Source organism: Pseudomonas sp. Tof1 (assembly GCF_055390395.1).
The window spans coordinates 5,453,670-5,472,927 of record NZ_AP024344.1; the positions used below are offsets into that span (position 1 = coordinate 5,453,670).

11 protein-coding genes and 2 pseudogenes are annotated in these 19,258 nt (G+C 62.3%); 2 read left to right on the forward strand and 11 right to left on the reverse strand.

Annotated features, from left to right (window positions below; all coding sequences use genetic code 11):
* Positions 1-92 precede the first annotated feature (92 nt).
* Positions 93-818, forward strand: coding sequence for a 4'-phosphopantetheinyl transferase family protein (locus ACZ5KU_RS24485; protein WP_464736396.1), 726 nt, complete (start codon positions 93-95; stop codon positions 816-818).
* Between the two features lie 15 nt (positions 819-833).
* Here the strand turns inward: ACZ5KU_RS24485 and ACZ5KU_RS24490 are convergent, their stop codons facing one another.
* Positions 834-2,444 carry an ATP-binding protein gene (locus ACZ5KU_RS24490; protein WP_464736397.1) on the reverse strand — a complete coding sequence of 537 codons (1,611 nt, stop codon included), beginning with the start codon at positions 2,442-2,444 and terminating at the stop codon, positions 834-836.
* Positions 2,441-3,163, reverse strand: coding sequence for a response regulator (locus ACZ5KU_RS24495; RefSeq protein WP_054057127.1), 723 nt, complete (start codon positions 3,161-3,163; stop codon positions 2,441-2,443). The genes ACZ5KU_RS24490 and ACZ5KU_RS24495 overlap by 4 nt, the downstream gene beginning before the upstream one ends.
* 736 nt (positions 3,164-3,899) lie before the next feature.
* On the opposite strand from ACZ5KU_RS24495, the gene ACZ5KU_RS24500 reads away from it, so the two are divergent.
* Complete coding sequence (locus tag ACZ5KU_RS24500; protein ID WP_464736398.1) at positions 3,900-6,809, forward strand: ribonucleoside-diphosphate reductase subunit alpha; 2,910 nt, start codon at positions 3,900-3,902, stop codon at positions 6,807-6,809.
* A gap of 188 nt (positions 6,810-6,997) precedes the next feature.
* On the opposite strand, the pseudogene ACZ5KU_RS24505 reads toward ACZ5KU_RS24500, so the two are convergent.
* From ACZ5KU_RS24505 to cheR, 9 genes and pseudogenes are all read right to left on the reverse strand, one after another.
* Positions 6,998-11,832, reverse strand: a pseudogene (locus ACZ5KU_RS24505) (beta strand repeat-containing protein).
* 55 nt (positions 11,833-11,887) lie between these two features.
* Positions 11,888-12,952: an HlyD family type I secretion periplasmic adaptor subunit gene (locus ACZ5KU_RS24510; RefSeq protein ID WP_464736399.1), complete on the reverse strand. Its 1,065-nt coding sequence runs from the start codon at positions 12,950-12,952 to the stop codon at positions 11,888-11,890.
* Positions 12,946-13,200, reverse strand: a complete 255-nt coding sequence (locus tag ACZ5KU_RS24515; protein ID WP_464736400.1) for a hypothetical protein — start codon at positions 13,198-13,200, stop codon at positions 12,946-12,948. Before ACZ5KU_RS24515 ends, ACZ5KU_RS24510 begins: the two co-directional genes overlap by 7 nt.
* Positions 13,197-14,936, reverse strand: a complete 1,740-nt coding sequence (locus ACZ5KU_RS24520; RefSeq protein WP_054057124.1) for a type I secretion system permease/ATPase — start codon at positions 14,934-14,936, stop codon at positions 13,197-13,199. The genes ACZ5KU_RS24515 and ACZ5KU_RS24520 overlap by 4 nt, the downstream gene beginning before the upstream one ends.
* 242 nt (positions 14,937-15,178) lie before the next feature.
* Positions 15,179-16,507: a flagellar hook protein FlgE gene (flgE, locus tag ACZ5KU_RS24525; protein ID WP_416770228.1), complete on the reverse strand. Its 1,329-nt coding sequence runs from the start codon at positions 16,505-16,507 to the stop codon at positions 15,179-15,181.
* A 32-nt stretch (positions 16,508-16,539) separates the two neighbouring features.
* Positions 16,540-17,279, reverse strand: a pseudogene (locus ACZ5KU_RS24530) (flagellar hook assembly protein FlgD).
* Positions 17,280-17,294: 15 nt separating this feature from the next.
* Positions 17,295-17,738, reverse strand: coding sequence for a flagellar basal body rod protein FlgC (flgC, locus tag ACZ5KU_RS24535; protein ID WP_054057121.1), 444 nt, complete (start codon positions 17,736-17,738; stop codon positions 17,295-17,297).
* A gap of 3 nt (positions 17,739-17,741) precedes the next feature.
* On the reverse strand, positions 17,742-18,149 hold the full coding sequence (gene flgB, locus ACZ5KU_RS24540; protein ID WP_054057120.1) for a flagellar basal body rod protein FlgB: 408 nt from the start codon (positions 18,147-18,149) through the stop codon (positions 17,742-17,744).
* A 240-nt stretch (positions 18,150-18,389) separates the two neighbouring features.
* On the reverse strand, positions 18,390-19,217 hold the full coding sequence (cheR, locus tag ACZ5KU_RS24545) for a protein-glutamate O-methyltransferase CheR (RefSeq protein WP_054057119.1): 828 nt from the start codon (positions 19,215-19,217) through the stop codon (positions 18,390-18,392).
* Positions 19,218-19,258: the final 41 nt, after the last annotated feature.

The following is a 19,258-nucleotide window of genomic DNA, read 5'->3' on the forward strand; positions in this document are numbered from 1 at the left end:
GGGTACCCAAGTGGCCCTGAACTCCCCCTGAACACAGCCCGAATCGAATTCGCCACTATCCAGCCCCGGCCCGAGCCGGCAGAATGTCCGGCATGAATCCACCCCATATCCTCCCCGCCTGCTGCACACCACTCGACGACCATTGGCCGCTGCCCGTGGCCGTGCCCCACAGCGTGCTGCTGGGCACCCACTTCGACGCGACACGACTGGCGCCGGACGACTTCCAGCGCAGCCGGATCGCGGCGCCGGCGAGTATCCAGCGCTCGGTTGCCAAGCGCCAGGCCGAATTCCTCGCCGGTCGCATCTGCGCCCGCGCCGCGCTGTTGAAGCTGGACGGCACCGACTGCGTACCGGCCATCGGGGAAGACCGCGCGCCCGTCTGGCCAGGCCATACCTGTGGCTCGATCACCCATGGCACCGGGCGGGCCGCCGCCATCGTCGCCGACAAACAGCACTGGCGCGGCCTGGGGATGGACCTGGAAAACCTGTTGCCCCACGAACGGGCCGAACGCCTGGCCGGCGAAATCCTCACGCCGGACGAGTTGCAACGCCTGGCGGCCGGCCCCGCCGAACGGGTCTCCCTGGCGGTGACCCTGACCTTCTCGGTCAAGGAAAGCCTGTTCAAGGCGCTGTACCCGCTGGTACTGCAGCGTTTCTATTTCGAGCATGCCGAAGTGCTGGAGTGGGACACACGGGGGCAGGTGCGGATGCGCCTGCTGACCGACCTCTCCGGCGAATGGCGCCAGGGTACCGAGCTGGATGCCCAGTACGTGGTGCAAGGGGAACATCTGCTGAGCCTGGTCAGCATTGCGGCCTGAATCCGGCGGTGCTCCTCAGACTTTCTCCTGATGCCGCGGCCAGCTCAGGCTGAAACAGGCCCCGCCCAGGTTCTTGCTCTTGCCGATCAGCGCCCGCCCATCGTGCCAGTGAATGATCCGCCGGACGATCGACAACCCCAGCCCATGCCCGCCCGAAGCCCGCGTACGGCTGTTGTCCAGGCGCATGAACGGGGTGAAGATCCGTTCCCAGGCACTCTCCGGTACGCCGGGACCGTCATCCTCGACATCGATCCGGCAACGCAGTTGCCCCACCTGGTAACTGATGCTGACCTGCGACTGCGCATGGCGCATGGCATTGGTGACCAGGTTCTGCAGCGCCCGGTGCAGGTAGCGCGGCTCGGCCTCGACCCAGGCGTCGTCACAGTCTGCCGCCGACAGGCAGATGCCCCGTGAAACCCGGACCTCGGCGCGCAACGGCGCCAGTTCGCCGATCACCTGGTTGACCATGGCATCGAGATCGATACGCTGAAAGTTCAGCGCCGGCGAGCCCTGCTCCAGCCGCGCATAGGTGAGCATCTCATCCACCAGGCGATCCAGGTCCTGGATATCGTTGTCCATCCCTTCCAGGTATTTGACGCGGGCCTGCTCGGTGGCCGCGTCCCCGACCATTTCCAGGCCGAAACGCAGGCGCGCCACCGGCGTACGCAGCTCATGGGAGACCGCCCGCACCAGCTCGCGCTGGATCATCAGCGAACGTTGCAGGTGTTCGGCCATGTCATTGAAGGCCCCGGCCAGGCGCCCGATGGAATCCGCACCGCCGGCCGGGACGCGGGTTTCCAGGCTGCCCTGGGCGATTCGCGTGGCGGCCGAGGCCAGGCCACGCAAGCGCCGCTCCAACTGGCGGACCAGCAGGTAGACAATCAGGCCGATCAGGCTCAGCCCCAGCACCGCGATCAGCACCAGCCACTGCGGCGGATAAGGGTTCATCTGGTACAGCGGGCCGATCTCCAGGACCCAGGGCGTTCCCGCCACCCCGGCAAATACCCGGATCGAATCACCGCCCTTGCCGAGGGCCATGACCGTGTCACCCTCGGTGATGCGCCGGCGCTGGTCCTCATCCATGTCCGCCCGGTCGAGCCCCACCAGGCGCATGTCGAAGCCGAAGCCCTTGTCCGTCTTCAAGGCGGCCAGGCGGGCCGGCTGCGCGGCGACCGGGTAGCGCACCAGCTCATCGGCCAGCAGATAGATGGTGGCCCGCGCCAGTTGCTCGCTGATCTGCTGGACGTCCCCGGCCAGCAGCAACTGCTCCTGCTCACTGATCAGGCGGTAGACCCGCGCGGCATGCGGGCCGCTCTGTACCACCAGGGCCTGGCCGCGCAGCACCCGGGTGCGCTGCCCGAGATCGAGGCCGGCGGCACTGATCGACTGCAGCGACAGCGGGATACCCAGCAGGCGCTCCCACACCACCAGGGCCCGACGACGCTCAATGTCGGCCATCGGCTGCAGGTTGTCGGCCATCAGTGAAAAGGTCCCGTGGGCCAGCCGCTCGCGGTACTGCTCGCCACGCACCTCGTTGAGCAGGTGAAAGGCCAGCACGCCAAGCAGCGCCACCAGCACCAGGGCGGCACACATGCCGCCATAGATGCGCAGGAAGATCGAGTTCACAGGACCCGTTCTGCCGCCGCTTCCGGCACGAACAGATAGCCCTTGCTGCGAATGGTCTTGATCAGCCGCGGGTGTTCGGGGTCATCACCGATCTTCGGGCGGATGCGCGAAATGCGCACATCGATGGAGCGGTCCTGGCCGTCGTAGCCGATCCCCCTCAGCGCGGTGAAGATCTCTTCCCGGGACAGAATCCGCCCGGCGTTGGCCACCAGCAGCCACAGCAGGTCGAATTCGGCACTGGTCAGTTCGATGCCGGCCTGGTCCAACCAGGCCTCGCGCAGTGCCTCATCGATCACCAGCGGGCCGAACTGCAGGCGGCGGACCGGCGGCGTGGCGCTCTCGGACGGCTCGCTGCGCCGCAGCAACGCCTGGATCCGCGCCAGCAGCAGGCGCGGGCGTACGGGCTTGCAGACGTAGTCGTCGGCGCCCAGGTCCAGGCCCTGGATCTGGTCGAGGTCGTCGGTACGCGCGGTGAGCATGAGGATCACCCCGTCATACGTATCACGGACCCTGCGGCAGATGCTCAGGCCGTCCTCGCCGGGCAGCATCAGGTCGAGGATCACCAGGTCCGGCTGCTCGCGCACGATCCGCTCGACCGCCAGGGCGCCGTTGCCCTCGATGGAAACCCGCAAGCCATTGCCCTCGAGGTACTCGCGGGTCAGTTCGGCCAGACGCTCGTCATCCTCGACTATCAATACCTGCCAGGCCTCTTGCTCCACGGGCTACCTCTACGTACGCATATCGGTTGGGAAAGGCTCCGCCCGTCTTTTTGTAATGATTCGGGCGGATGATCAAAGCATGTGACCGGCCGATTGTAGCAACGGTGCGGCAATAGCACACAGGCTTGAATCAGCACTCGGTAACAGGCTTTTTCTGTGATAGGGTTCGCGCCCGCAAAAATCCGTCACGGACGTTTGCAGGCGGTAAAAAACAGTGACAAACGGTCCGATGCAGTGCTGCTGCGGCCTACGCGCGACTTCAGCCTTTCATACACAAATTACGCACAGTCTTATCCACAGGTAGTCCGTTGCAATCCCCCCAAAAACGCATTATCTTGTACCCCCGTGGAAAAAAAACCCTACATCTAGGGTTTCTCCACCTCAAGCCCCAACATATTTCGGACGAAAAACTCAAGCTTTTTTCTTGCTCCCGAGGGGTTGAACTAAACAGATTTTTCGAAGACCAAACCGCGCCTGCGGATGGCAGCCTTTTCCCCCTGTTGCGCGGGAAAACGGTACGGGTGTTGCAGTAGCAAGCTGTCAACCACCAGGAATTCGGCAGCGGGTCGCTGACCCGCCGCCAGCGAAACTTCGGCAAGGAAGCGGAGCCAAAAGCCCCCTTCCTACTGTCCCGAAGTGGTTATGCCCGACGACACTCGTCGGTTGTAGTGCTTCAGGACGGAACGGTGGGCACCGTCATGGTGCCCAAACAAACATAAAGAACGTGGAGACACCCATGCAAACCGACACAACTCGCGAGAACCCGCAGGGCACTGTGCCGCAGGCTTCCGATTCGACTCTGGATCTGTCCGCCACCGCGCCAGGCCAACTGCGCGTGATCAAGCGTAACGGCACTGTCGTTCCTTACACCGATGACAAGATCACCGTCGCCATCACCAAAGCGTTCCTTGCAGTTGAAGGCGGCACCGCCGCTGCCTCGTCGCGCATTCACGACACCGTGGCGCGCCTGACCGAACAGGTCACCGCCACCTTCAAGCGCCGCATGCCTTCGGGCGGCACCATCCACATCGAGGAAATCCAGGACCAGGTCGAACTGGCCCTGATGCGTGCCGGCGAGCAGAAAGTCGCCCGCGACTACGTGATCTACCGTGACTCGCGTGCCAAGGAACGCGCCACCCGCGCGCCGGCCGAAGAGCCGGTCAACGCTCACCCGTCGATTCGCATCACCCGCGCCGACGGCAGCCTAGCACCACTGGACATGGGCCGCCTGAGCACCATCGTCAGCGAAGCCTGCGAAAGCCTGGAAGAGGTCGACGGCGACCTGATCCAGCGCGAAACCCTGAAGAACCTCTACGACGGCGTGGCCCTCAAAGACGTCAACACCGCCCTGGTGATGACCGCCCGCACCCTGGTGGAGCGCGAGCCGAACTACTCGTTCGTGACCGCCCGCCTGCTGATGGACACCCTGCGCGCCGAAGCCCTGGGCTTCCTCGGCGTGGCCGAAAGCGCCACCCACCACGAGATGGCCGACCTGTACGCCAAGGCCCTGCCGGCCTACGTCGCCAAGGGCATCGAGTTCGAACTGCTGAACCCGGTACTGGCCGAGTTCGACCTGGAGAAGCTGGGCAAGGCGATCAACCACGAGCGCGACCAGCAGTTCACCTACCTGGGCCTGCAGACCCTGTACGACCGTTACTTCATCCACAAGGACGGTATCCGCTTCGAACTGCCGCAGATCTTCTTCATGCGCGTGGCCATGGGCCTGGCGATCGAAGAGAAGCAGCGTGAAGAGCGCGCCATCGAGTTCTACAACCTGCTGTCGTCCTTCGACTACATGGCTTCCACCCCGACCCTGTTCAACGCCGGTACCCTGCGTCCACAGCTGTCGAGCTGCTACCTGACCACCGTGCCGGACGACCTGTCGGGCATCTACGGCGCGATCCACGACAACGCCATGCTGTCGAAATTCGCCGGCGGCCTGGGCAACGACTGGACACCGGTCCGCGCGCTGGGTTCGTACATCAAGGGCACCAACGGCAAGTCCCAGGGCGTCGTGCCGTTCCTGAAAGTGGTCAACGACACCGCCGTGGCGGTCAACCAGGGCGGCAAGCGCAAGGGCGCGGTCTGTGCCTACCTGGAAACCTGGCACATGGACATCGAAGAGTTCATCGAGCTGCGCAAGAACACCGGTGACGATCGTCGTCGTACCCACGACATGAACACCGCCAACTGGATCCCCGACCTGTTCATGAAGCGTGTCTTCGACGACGGCAAGTGGACCCTGTTCTCGCCATCGGAAGTGCCGGACCTGCACGACCTGACCGGCAAGGCCTTCGAAGAGCGCTACGAGTACTACGAAGCCCTGACCGAGTACAACAAGATCAAGCTGTTCAAGGTGGTCCAGGCCAAGGACCTGTGGCGCAAGATGCTCTCGATGCTGTTCGAGACCGGCCACCCATGGCTGACCTTCAAGGACCCGTGCAACCTGCGCAGCCCGCAGCAGCACGTGGGCGTGGTCCACAGCTCGAACCTGTGCACCGAGATCACCCTGAACACCAACAAGGACGAAATCGCCGTCTGCAACCTGGGCTCGATCAACCTGCCGAACCATATCGTCAACGGCAAGTTGGACACCGCCAAGCTGCAGCGCACCGTGAACACCGCCGTACGCATGCTCGATAACGTCATCGACATCAACTACTACTCGGTGCCACAGGCGAAGAACTCCAACCTCAAGCACCGTCCGGTCGGCCTGGGCATCATGGGCTTCCAGGACGCGCTGTACCTGCAGCACATCCCTTACGGTTCCGATGCTGCCGTGCAGTTCGCCGACCAGTCGATGGAAGCGGTCAGCTACTACGCGATCCAGGCTTCCTGCGACCTGGCCGACGAGCGTGGCGCCTACGAGACCTTCCAGGGCTCGCTGTGGTCCAAGGGCATCCTGCCGCTGGATTCGCAACAGATCCTGATCGAGGCCCGTGGCCAGAAGTACATCGATGTCGACCTGAACGAAACCCTGGACTGGGCGCCGGTACGTGCCCGCGTGCAGAAAGGTATCCGCAACTCGAACATCATGGCCATCGCACCGACCGCGACTATCGCCAACATCACCGGCGTATCGCAGTCGATCGAACCGACCTACCAGAACCTGTACGTGAAATCGAACCTGTCGGGCGAATTCACCGTGATCAACCCGTACCTGGTTCGCGACCTGAAGGCCCGCGGCCTGTGGGACTCGGTGATGATCAACGACCTGAAGTACTACGACGGTTCGGTACAGCAGATCGAGCGTATTCCACAGGAGCTCAAGGCGCTCTATGCGACCGCGTTCGAAGTGGAAACCAAGTGGATCGTCGACGCCGCCAGCCGTCGCCAGAAGTGGATCGACCAGGCTCAGTCGCTGAACCTGTACATCGCCGGCGCCTCGGGCAAGAAGCTGGACGTGACCTACCGCATGGCCTGGTACCGTGGCCTGAAGACCACCTACTACCTCCGTGCCCTGGCCGCGACCAGCACCGAGAAGTCGACCATCAACACCGGCAAGCTGAACGCTGTTTCCAGCGGCGGCAACCACGGCGACGACTCGGTCCTGGCAGCTCCCGCTGCGGCGGCTGCGCCAGCCGGCCCGGCTCCAGTACCGAAGGCTTGCGCCATCGACGAGCCGGATTGCGAAGCTTGCCAATAAGCCGAGCGGGTGAGCGCCTAACGGCGCGAGCCTGAGAAACCCCCGCCAGGTCCTGGATCTGGCGGGGGTTTTCTTTTGCCCATTGGGAATTTTCACAAGCCATGAAAAACGGCACCCCCGGTGATAAGCCGGGAGTGCCGTTTTTTACCTCAGAAAAGCCCCTGACTGCGGACTTCGCTTATTGCCTGTCAAACCGGAAGGGTGAACGACTCTCCATTATTGGTGTAGAACAGCTCGATCGTGTTACTGCCGCTGTACCAGTCCTTCAGGAAAACCCCCGAGTCCAGGTTGCCATTCTTCACGTCGGTCGCCGAGAAGATATAGGCCCCCAGGTCCGTCCTGACGACCTGGACATCACTGACACTCTGGATGTTCTTCAGTGTCACCGTATCGACACCCGAGGTACCGGTGTCGAGGATGGCCACCATGGTTTTCGAGTAGACGATATAGGCATCGCCGCCTTCACCACCGTAAGCGTCTCCGGAGTTGTGCAGGTTGAGCGTGTCGAAGCCTTCTCCCCCGTGAAGCTCATAGCCATAACCGAGACCACTCAGGGTATCGTTGCCATCACCGCCGATAGCGACACCCGAATACACCGTGATGTTGTCGCTGCCGGCCTCGCCATACAGGATACTTCCGGTGTCGTTGGTGCTGCTGACCATGGTGTCGTTGCCATTGCCGCCGTAGAGCATGTCGGCTTGGGCAGTATTCAGGCCCGATGCCGGTTTCACAGCCGAGGTATCGGTACTGGTGCCACCGTAGATGAAGTCGTTGCCGTCCCCGCCGTAGAGGGTGTCGTTACCCGCGCCGCCCTCCAGCCTGTTGGAATAGGCGTTGCCAGTCAGCGTGTCATCGAAGTCCGAGCCCATCAGGTTGTCGATGTTGTTGAGCACATCGCCCTGGGCATCGCCACCGGAAGCGGTGCCGTTTTGCAGGTCGATCTGGACTGCATCGCTGCTGGTCAGGTACCAGGCACCGTCCCCGCGTCCCATACCGTTGAAGGTATCGGCACCCACTCCGCCAATGAAGTTTTCGGCATTGGCCAGGCTGCCTGTGAAGGTATCGGCCTGGTCAGTACCCTGGAAAATCTCGATGGAAGTGTAGGTGTCGCCTGCGGCGATGCCAGTCAGCACGGGTGTGCTCAGGTCGAGCACAATGCCGGAAGTCTCGCTGGCGAAGCTAAGCATGTCCATGCCGGCGCCGCCATCGAAACGATCAGCACCAGCGCCGCCGATGAAGACGTCGCCATAACTGGAACCCTGGATCACCTCGATGCTCTCATAGGTGTCGCCAGCCGCAATCCCGGTATGGATCCCCGTCTTGGTATTGATCGTCACACCCTGGCTGCTGTCACCGTAGCTGACCGTGTCGGTACCGATACCACCGATGAAATGGTCGGCACCGGCACCGCCGTACAGTACATCGTTACCGGTGCCGCCAGTGATGATGTTGTCCGAAGCATTGCCGCGGCCAGTGAAGTTGCCTGTACCGATGTAGGTCAGGCGCTCGACGTTGGCTGCCAGGCTCAGGCTGCTCAGCGCAGTCTTGACCTCGTCGTCGCCACCATCTGCCAACTCGACCACCGACACGCCCGTGCCGTTGACGAAGTAGGTGTCGTTGCCCTGCCCGCCCACCAGGCTGTGCCCGGAGGTCTGGGCCGTGAGGGAGTCATCGAAGGCCGAGCCGATCACCCGCTCGAAGTTGCTCAGGCGGTCGCCCTGGGCATCACCGCCAGCACTGACCGAGCCGTTGACCAGGCTGACCGTCACCGCCTCCGAGGAACCTGAGTAGTCGATGGTATCGACGCCACCGGCACCGTCGAACTGGTCCGCCGCTGCGCCACTGATGAAGGTGTCGCCATAGCTGGAGCCCTGGATCGTCTCGATCCCCACATAGGTATCGCCTTCGGCGATACCCGTGTTGATCCCGGTCTTGGTGTTGATCACCACGGCAGTGTTGCTGTCGCCGTAACTGGCGGTATCCGCGCCCGCACCACCGATGAACTGGTCGGCGCCGGCACCGCCGTACAGCAGGTCGTTGCCGGTGCCACCGGTGATGATGTTGTCCGAGGCGTTACCATAACCGGTGAAGCTACCGCCGCCCACATAGGTCAGGCGCTCGACGTTGGCCGCCAGGCTCAGGCTGCTCAGGGTAGTCTTGACTTCATCGTCACCTTCGCCAGCCGCTTCGACCACCGACACGCCCGTGCCGTTGACGAAGTAGGTGTCGTTGCCCTGCCCGCCCACCAGGCTGTGCCCGGAGGTCTGGGCCGTGAGGGAGTCATCGAAGGCCGAGCCGATCACCCGCTCGAAGTTGCTCAGGCGGTCGCCCTGGGCATCACCGCCCGCACCGACCGAACCGTTGACCAGGCTGACCGTCACCGCGGCCGAGGAGCCCGAGTAGTCGATGATATCGACGCCACCGGCACCGTCGAACTGATCCGCCGCTGCGCCACTGATGAAGGTGTCGCCATAGCTGGAACCCTGGATCGTCTCGATCTCCACATAGGTATCGCCTTCGGCGATACCCGTGTTGATCCCGGTCTTGGTGTTGATCACCACGGCAGTGTTGCTGTCACCGTAACTGGCGGTATCCGCGCCCGCACCACCGATGAACTGGTCGGCGCCGGCACCGCCGTACAGCAGGTCGTTGCCGGTGCCACCGGTGATGATGTTGTCCGACGCGTTACCATAACCGGTGAAGCTACCGCCGCCCACATAGGTCAGCCGTTCAACGTTGGCCGCCAGGCTCAGGCTGCTCAGGGTAGTCTTGACTTCATCGTCACCTTCGCCAGCCGCTTCGACCACCGACACACCCGTGCCGTTGACGAAGTAGGTGTCGTTGCCCTGCCCGCCCACCAGGCTGTGCCCGGAGGTCTGGGCCGTGAGGGAGTCATCGAAGGCCGAGCCGATCACCCGCTCGAAGTTGCTCAGGCGGTCGCCCTGGGCATCACCGCCCGCACCGACCGAACCGTTGACCAGGCTGACCGTCACCGCGGCCGAGGAGCCCGAGTAGTCGATGATATCGACGCCACCGGCACCGTCGAACTGATCCGCCGCTGCGCCACTGATGAAGGTGTCGCCATAGCTGGAGCCCTGGATCGTCTCGATCCCCACATAGGTATCGCCTTCGGCGATACCCGTGTTGATCCCGGTCTTGGTGTTGATCACCACGGCAGTGTTGCTGTCGCCGTAACTGGCGGTATCCGCGCCCGCACCACCGATGAACTGGTCGGCGCCGGCACCGCCGTACAGCAGGTCGTTGCCGGTGCCACCGGTGATGATGTTGTCCGAGGCGTTACCATAACCGGTGAAGCTACCGCCGCCCACATAGGTCAGGCGCTCGACGTTGGCCGCCAGGCTCAGGCTGCTCAGGGTAGTCTTGACTTCATCGTCACCTTCGCCAGCCGCTTCGACCACCGACACGCCCGTGCCGTTGACGAAGTAGGTGTCGTTGCCCTGACCGCCTACCAGGCTGTGCCCGGAGGTCTGGGCCGTGAGGGAGTCATCGAAGGCCGAGCCGATCACCCGTTCGAAGTTGTTCAAACGATCGCCCTGGGCATCACCGCCCGCACCGACCGAACCGTTGACCAGGCTGACCGTCACCGCGGCCGAGGAGCCCGAGTAGTCGATGATATCGACGCCACCGGCACCGTCGAACTGATCCGCCGCTGCGCCACTGATGAAGGTGTCGCCATAGCTGGAACCCTGGATCGTCTCGATCTCCACATAGGTATCGCCTTCGGCGATACCCGTGTTGATCCCGGTCTTGGTGTTGATCACCACGGCAGTGTTGCTGTCACCGTAACTGGCGGTATCCGCGCCCGCACCACCGATGAACTGGTCGGCGCCGGCACCGCCGTACAGCAGGTCGTTGCCCGCACCGCCGGTAATGATGTTGTCCAAGCCATTGCCGTACCCGGTGAAGCTGCCGCTGCCGACATAGGTCAGGCGCTCGACGTTGGCCGCCAGGCTCAGGCTGTTGACTGTGGTTCTGATTTCATCGTCACCTTCGCCAGCCGCTTCGACCACCGACACGCCCGTGCCGTTGACGAAGTAGGTGTCGTTCCCCACGCCACCCACCAGGCTGTGCCCGGAAGTCTGCGCGGTCAGCGCATCGTCAAACGCCGAACCGATCACCCGTTCGAAGTTGCTCAGGCGGTCGCCCTGCGCGTCACCGCCCGCACCGACCGAGCCGTTGACCAGGCTGACACTCACCGCTGCCGAAGAACCCGAGTAATCAATGGTATCGGTACCGCCAGCCCCATCGAACTGGTCCGCCGCCGAACCACTGATAAAGGTATCGTTGTAGCTGGAACCCTGGATCGTCTCGATCCCCACATAAGTATCGCCTTCGGCGATACCGGTGTTGATCCCGGTCTTGGTGTTGATCACCACGGCAGTGTTGCTGTCGCCGTAGCTGGCGGTATCCGTGCCCGCACCACCAATGAACTGGTCGGCGCCGGCGCCACCGTACAGCAGGTCGTTGCCCGCACCGCCGGTAATGATGTTGTCCAAGCCATTGCCGTACCCGGTGAAGCTGCCGCTGCCAACGTAGGTCAGGCGCTCGACGTTGGCTGCCAGGCTCAGGCTGTTGACTGTGGTTCTGATTTCATCGTCACCTTCGCCGGCCGCTTCGACCACCGACACGCCCGTGCCGTTGACGAAGTAGGTGTCGTTCCCCTTGCCCCCACCAGGCTGTGCCCGGAGGTTTGTGCAGTCAGTGTGTCATTGAACGCGGATCCGACAACACTCTCGATACCCATCAAGGTATCGCCCTGCGCATCACCACCAACCCCCGTCCCTGTAACCAGGTTGACCGTCACCCCAGCAGTCGAATTGGCATACGAAGCAGTATCGGTTCCCGCCCCACCATTCAGAACATCCGCCCCAGCCCCTCCATCAAGCAGATCATTGCCCGCCCCGCCATCCAGCGAGTCGTTCCCGGCGAAGCCATACAGCTCATCGGCTCCTGTCGTTCCTACCAGCGTATCCGCTCCTGATGTTCCGTTGATCACTGCCATTTTTCTTCCTTGCTCCTTGTTGAGTCATGGGTACCACGGTGAACTCGTTTGTTCTTCATCCTTCGCGGAAGGCGCGCTGGGCATGATCACTGATAGGTTTGAGCAGATAGGAAATAACGCTGCGTGTGCCGGTCTGGATCATCGATTCCACCGGCATTCCGGGTACGAGGGTCAGCCCTTGCAGTTGCGTCAGTTCGCTGTGCGGTATTTTGATCCCGGCTCGATAGAAGCCCATGCCAGTGCGTTCGTCCTGGACCAGATCCGCCGATAGCCGGACCACCTGCCCCTTCAACTCCGGCGTCGTGCTGCGATTGAAGGCGCTGAGCCGCAGCACCGCATCCTGCCCCAGCGATACCTGGTCGATGTCTTGGGCACTGATGCGCGCCTCGACCAGCAGCTCATCGTCGGCCGGCACGATCTGCATCAGGTTTTCCGCCGGCGAAATCACCCCACCCAGGGTATGCACGGCCAATTGCTGGACCCGCCCGGAAACCGGGGCGGTGATATCGATGCGCTTGAGCTGGTCATTGGTGGCGATATCGCGCTCGACCAATTCACCCTGTCGGGCTTCGAGCTCGCGCAGTTCCAGGGACACCTCGCTACGGAAACTCTGGTCGATCTGCAGGCGCTGCAGCTCGGTCTCGGCAATCTTGCCGCGGGCTTCGGCAATGGACGCAATCAGTTGCCCACGCTCTCCGCGCAAACGGGCGATGCCACGGGCCAGGGCGTTGACGCGGTCGATGGTCATCATCCCTTTCTCGAAGAGTTTGCGGACAGCCTGGTACTCCTTGTCGATCAACTCGATTTCTTCGGTCTTGGTTTTCTGCTGGAGGTCATGGCCGGCAATCGTCTCGTTGAGTTGCCGGATTCGCTCACGCAACTGCTTTTTCTGCCCTTCGCGGGACGAACGCCGGTCCTCGAACAGCCGCTGCTCACTGCTCATCAATGCCTGCGCGGCGTCGGCCCCCAGACGGTTGATCAGCGACGCCGGCGTCACCAGATCAGCCGCGCCATCACGCTCGGCCTCCAGGCGCGCCTGGCGCGCCAGGGCCTGGCTCAGCGACTTGGAGACGATGGCCTCGCCAACTTTCGGCAGCGTCGCATCGAGCCGGATCAGCACGTCCCCGCGCGGACCTGCTGGCCTTCGCTGACCAGCAGTTCAGCGACGATACCGCCCGTGGGGTGCTGGATTTTCTTGACGTTGCTTTCCACCGCCACGCTGCCGGCAGCGATCACCGCACCGGACAGGTCGGTACTGATTGCCCACCCCAACCCGCCGCCCAGGAGGACCAGCAGGCTGACAGCGCCGAGACGAAGATGTCGGTTCAACGAACCGGCCAGGCTGTTTTCCTGATCATGAACGGTCATTGGGCAACTCCCATTTCCACGACGCTGGCCGTCGGCCGAGGTACCGGTGCCGACGGTTTTCTGAGAACCGCGTCCCTGGCGCCAAATGCCGCCTGAACGCCATGCTCCAGAATCAGGACCTGGTCGATGACCGACAGAATGCTGGTGCGATGGGCAATCACCACGACAATACCGCCGCGTGCCTTGATCGACAGGATGGCCCGCGACAGGGCCTGCTCCCCCTCGGCATCGAGATTGGAGTTAGGCTCGTCGAGCACCACCAGAAACGGATCGCCGAACAACGCCCGGGCCAGCGCGATCCGCTGGCGCTGCCCCGCCGACAGGTTGAGCCCGCCCTCGCCGACCTGGGTTTGATAGCCTTCGGGTAATTGCAGGATCAGCTCATGCACGCCCGCCAGTTGCGCTGCCGAGACAATGGACCGGTCATCGGCCTGCGGATCCAGCCGCGCGATGTTCTCGGCGACGGTGCCGCTGAACAGCCCGACGCTTTGCGGCAGGTAGCCGATGAGCTTGCCCCTGGACTGCTCGCTCAGCAGCTCCAGGGGTGCACCGTCCAACTTGACCTGGCCACGAGCCGCGGGCCAGGCGCCAACCAGGGCGCGGGCCAGTGACGACTTACCGGAAGCACTCGGCCCCACGACCCCCATCGCGCTCCCCGCCGCGATCGCGAAACTGACGTTCTGCAAGGTCAGGCGCTGGCTGCCCGGTGGTGCGGTAAAGAGGCTGTCGACCTGAAGTGTGCGATGTGCCGCCGGCAATTCGGTCTTGCTCGGCTCCTCGGGAAACAGGGCAAACACTTCGAGCAGCCGCTTCCAGGCCAGATGGGCGGCCAGCAGGCTGCGCCAGGTGGCAATCACCTGCTCGGCCGGTGCCAGGGTTCGCGACACGATGATCGAGGCCGCCACGATGGTGCCGCCGCTCAGGTCGCCCTGGATCACCAGGTAGGCGCCCAGCGCCAGGGAGCCGGACTGGACCAGATGACGCAGGGACTTGGAGATTCCACCGAAAAAAGAGCCGATGTCGACAGTCTGGCGTTGCAGCGTGCTGTAGGTCGAGTGATGTGCCTGCCAGAGCGCCGAGGTACGTTGCGCCATGCCCATGGCCGCCAGCGCCTCGGCATTCTGGTGCGCCTGCTGCCCCAGGTAATTGCGTTTGTTCTGCGCCTCGGCGCAGGCTTGCGCCAATTGTCGGGACTGCCGATCGGTGATGAAGGTCAGCGCCACCAGCACGATGACCAGCCCACTGGTCAGCAGGCCGAACAGTGGGTGAATGTAGAAGCAGACGGCCAAGTACACCGGCATCCAGGGCAAATCAAAAAATGTCACCAGTCCCGGGCCGCCAATGAACCCGCGAATCTGATCCATTTCCTGAGCGGGCTTGAGGGCGTCGCCGGTAATCGCCGTTTTCAGCGATACCCCCGCAATCACCTTGAACACCCGGGGAGACAGGGCCAGATCGAAGGCGGAGGCAATCCGCACCATCAGGCGGGAGCGGACAATATCCAGCAGGCCTGAAAATCCGTACACCCCCAACACCAACAACGCCAGCGCCACCAACGTCGGAATGCTCCGGCTGGGAATGACCCGGTCGTACACTTCCAACATGAACAACGGGCCGGCCAAGGCCAGGATATTGATGACACCGGAAAACAGCGCAGCGCCGATCAGGCTTTTACGCAGGAGGGTTTTCAACGACGCCGAAACGACAGGCGTATTGAGGGCGTGACTTCTCTTCAATTCTTCTTCCGTCCCTGTGAGCTTGCATAGCGTCCATGCAGTCAGAACGAAAGCTCTGCCCTGATGATGCTGATATAACGAAAACTTGACGTCGTTCGTTAGCGCAGGCAGTGCGAGCAAGTTCTGCACCAGCTTGTCGGGGTGCGCGCAGGAAAAGAGTTGCAAACTGAGTCAACGCAACAATCAGGCAAAAAAAATCCGGCGCCCAAGGGCGCCGGATTGGCGAGACACCGAAAAAGCCATCAGGTCATCTGGATGATGGTCTGCATGATGGTGCTCTGGGTGGAGATGGTCTTGGCGTTGGCCTGGTAGTAGCTCTGGCCCTTGATCAGGTCCACCAGTTCATTGGTCAGTTCGACGTTGGAACCCTCCAGGGAGCCGGAAACGATCGAGCCGTTGGTGCCGACTTCACCGCCGTCATAGGCTGGCTGGCCGGAAGCGAAGGTCTGCTTCCAGTTGGTCCCGCCCGAAGGCTGCAGGCCCTGCTCGTTGGTGAAGCTGGCGATCGCCACCTGGCCGATGGCCTTGTGCTGGTTGTTGCTGAAGTTGGCGAAAATGATGCCGGTACCATCAATGCTGATGTCGGTGATCTGGCCAGTGGCATAACCGTCACCAATGATGGCTGCACGGGAGGTGTCGGCGTTGAACTGGGTGGTTTTTGTCCAGTCGGTAAGGATACCGGTAGGGTTGGCACCTGCGCCGTTGGCCGCCCACACACCATTGGTCACCGTACCTGGAACCCAACCGGTAATGGTGATATTGGTCTTGCCGGCGGTGCCACCGATGGAAGTCAGCTTGCCGGAGGAGTCAAAGACCATTGCCACGGGAACAGGGTCGGTTGCCGCAGGCGGAACGGTCGGAGGTACGGTCCCCACAGTGGGCAGCGTACCGTTCGGATTGCGACCGTCAATCAGCGTATAGACGTTCCAGGTGTTGGCACCAGTCTTGACCACATACTGGTCCAGCGAGTGCTTGTTGCCTTGGGAGTCGTAGATGTCGGAGCTGAACGGCTTGGTATAGCTGGCCGTATTCGATGGATCGAACGGCGTGACGGACTGATCGATCACCGCCGACTTGGAGTCCAGGTTGATCGTTGCACCAATCTTGGTGGTGGTCTGTGGCGGCAGGTTCGACACGTCGATACGCAGGTCGGTCAGCACGCCCGGAATGATGTTGCCATTGGAGTCGGCAGCGAAGCCCTGCAGGCGCGCAGTACCATCGGAGTTGGTGACGTAGCCGTCCTTGTCGGTCTTGAAGGTACCGGCGCGGGTGTACATCAGCGAGCCGTTGTCGCTCAGGGTGAAAAAGCCGTTGCCCTGGATACCGAGGTCCAACGCGTTGCCAGTGACGTTCATGCCACCGTTGCCGAAGTTCTGCGAAACGTTGGCCAGGCGCACACCGTTGCCGATGGTCTTGGACGATACACCGAGCTTGGTCGCCGAATAGACGTCTTCGAATTCCGCACGGGACGACTTGAAGCCGGTGGTGTTGACGTTGGCGATGTTGTTGCCGGTGACGTCGAGCTGTTTCTGGGCCGCGTTGAGACCGCTCAAACCGATATTAAAAGACATGCTTCTCTCCTTTGTTTCGCGTTGGTCGGCTCTTACAGGCCAATGGTCTGGACTTTGGACAGAGCGATACTGCCCACGCCCGCCAGGTTGAGCATCATTTCACCGCCGTTCTGCGACAGGCTCACGCTGCTGACAGTGGCCGGCAGGTTGGTGACCAGCGCCGTCGAGTCCGCAGAGCCCTTGAGGTTGGCGGTCGCACTGAAGCTGTAGGTGCCACTGGACAACAGAGTCCCGGAGTCATCCTTGCCATCCCAGACGAAGGGCACGTTACCGGCCGCGGTCTGGGCCCCCAGGTCGATGGTACGGACCACTTTCCCGGTGGAGTCGCTGATCTTGAGCGTGGTTTTGTCGGTGGCACCGGTAACGACCGCGGTGCCGGTAAAGCTCTTGCTGGTATCGACCACCGCCTTGCCGGTCGGCACGATGACCGAACGACCGACCAGCGACGACGCCTGCAGCGCCTGGGACGACTGGAACGCGCTGGCGATGTTGTTGACGCTGCTGTTGAGCGTGGTGATGCCTTCCAGGCTGCTGAACTGGGCCAACTGCGCAACGAAGGCGCTGTTGTCCTGCGGGTCCAGCGGGTTCTGGTTCTTCAGCTGGGTCACCAGCAGCTTCAGGAACGCGTCCTTGCCCAGGGTCTGGCCCCGGATGCGCTGCTGATGGCATTGCCCAGCGAGTCGGTACTGGTCTTGTTCGTCAGTTTGGCGTTGGACGCCGCAAGAATGTCGTTCAGAGTCGAAGAGGTGCTGGTGGAGTCGGTAACGCTCATGTCTGTCGCCCCTTATCACTGACCGAGGGTCAGGACCTTCTGCATCATGGTCTTGGCGGTGTTCATCATTTCCGCGTTGGTCTGGAACGAACGGCTGGCGGAGATCATGTCGGCCATTTCCTCGACGACGTTGACGTTCGGGTAGTAGACATACCCCTTGGCGTCGGCCGCCGGATGGTTCGGCTCGTAGCGCGCTTCCAGGTTGCTCTGGTCCTCGACCACACCCAGCACCTGCACGCCCTGGCCCGCGGCGTTCTGGTCCTCGAACAGCGAATTGCTGCCGCCGGCCTGGCTGTTCTGGAACATGGTGGCGAACACCGGGTGGCGCGCCCGGTAGGTCTTGTCGATGCTCGACGAGACGGTCTCGGCGTTGGCGATGTTACTGGCGACGGTGTTCAGCCGAGTGGTCTGGGCACTCATGCCGCTACCGGCAATATTGAAAACGCTGGCAAGGGACATGGCTTACTCTCCACGCAGGGCCGATACCAGCCCTTTGAATTTACTGTTGAGCAGGGTGAAGCTGGCCTGGAAGTCGACTGCGTTCTGGGCGTAGTTCGATTGCTCGATCTGCGCATCCACGGTGTTCTGGTCGATCGACGGCTGCATCGGGGTGCGGTACTGCAATGCCGCGTCGCCATTGCTCAGCCCCTGGGCTTCGATATGGCGGCTGTTGGTGGTGTTGAGCGCGAAGGTGCCATTCCTGGCCTTTTCGCTCTGCTCGGCGAGCACGGAGGAAAAGTCCATGTCCCGGGCCTTGTAGTTCGGGGTATCGGCGTTGGCGATGTTGTTGGCCAGGACTTCGGCACGCTGGGCACGGAAGCTCAGGGCCTGTTCGTGGATGCCGAGCGCTTTGTCGAAACTGATGCTCATGTCGGGAAACCTTCGAGTGTTGACCTGATCGTCGGAACAGGTTTTTCGTTGACAGAGCTATAGCAAGCCTCATGCCAGTTTCCTCAAGCCCCGTAAATCAAGGCCTTGCCGGATAACTGCCGCCGGCAATGCCAGAAAAGCGGCAAGGCATTTCCGCCGAGCGCCAGCAAAGCGGCAAGACTGGCGGCAAAAAAAAAGCGGGAGCCTTTTGAGCTCCCGCCGGGGGTATTGAACGATTGGCTACTTGGCCTTGTAGATGATGCCCGGACTGCATTGCACCATCTGGTAGTGGTCCGGCAGGCCGTTGAGGGCCTCGGACGCCCCCAGGAACAAGTAACCGCCCGGCTTGAGGCTGCCGTGGATGCGCATCAGGATGTCCTTCTTCACCTCGGCGGAGAAGTAGATCAGCACGTTGCGGCAAAACACGATGTCGAACTTGCCCAGGCTGGCATAGCTGTCCAGCAGGTTGAACGAGCGGAACTCGACCCGGTTGCGGATCGGCGCCTTGACCGCCCAGCGACCCGGCCCCTTGGCATCGAAGTAGCGCTGCAGGCGCTCGGGCGACAGGCCGCGGCCAATCGCCAGGCTGTCGTACTCGCCGGTCTTGCAGTTGGTCAGCATCAGGCTCGACAGGTCGGTGGCGACAATCTGCGCCCCGGCCTTCAACTGGCCCATGTTGGTCCGTTCGAACTCGTCGATCGACATCGAGATCGAGTAGGGCTCCTGCCCCGATGAACAAGCAGCCGACCAGATCCGCAGGCGCTGGCCAGGGCTGGCCTTGATCGCTTCCGGCAAGACCTTGTTCTTGAGCACCTCAAACGGATAGGTGTCACGAAACCACAGGGTTTCGTTGGTCGTCATGGCATCCACCACCTGTTCACGCAAGCCGCTGCGTGGCTGGCTCTGGATCCTCTGGACCAGTTCGCCCAGAGATTTGATGCCATTCTGCTCCATCAGCTTGTTGAGACGGCTGGAAACCAGATATTGCTTGTTTTCACCGAGCAGAATGCCACAGGCCTTTTCCAGGAAGACCCGGAACTGTTCGAAATCCAAATTACCCGTAGACAATGATGCCGCCTCTTAAATCGTCTGTACCGCCGGGGACACGG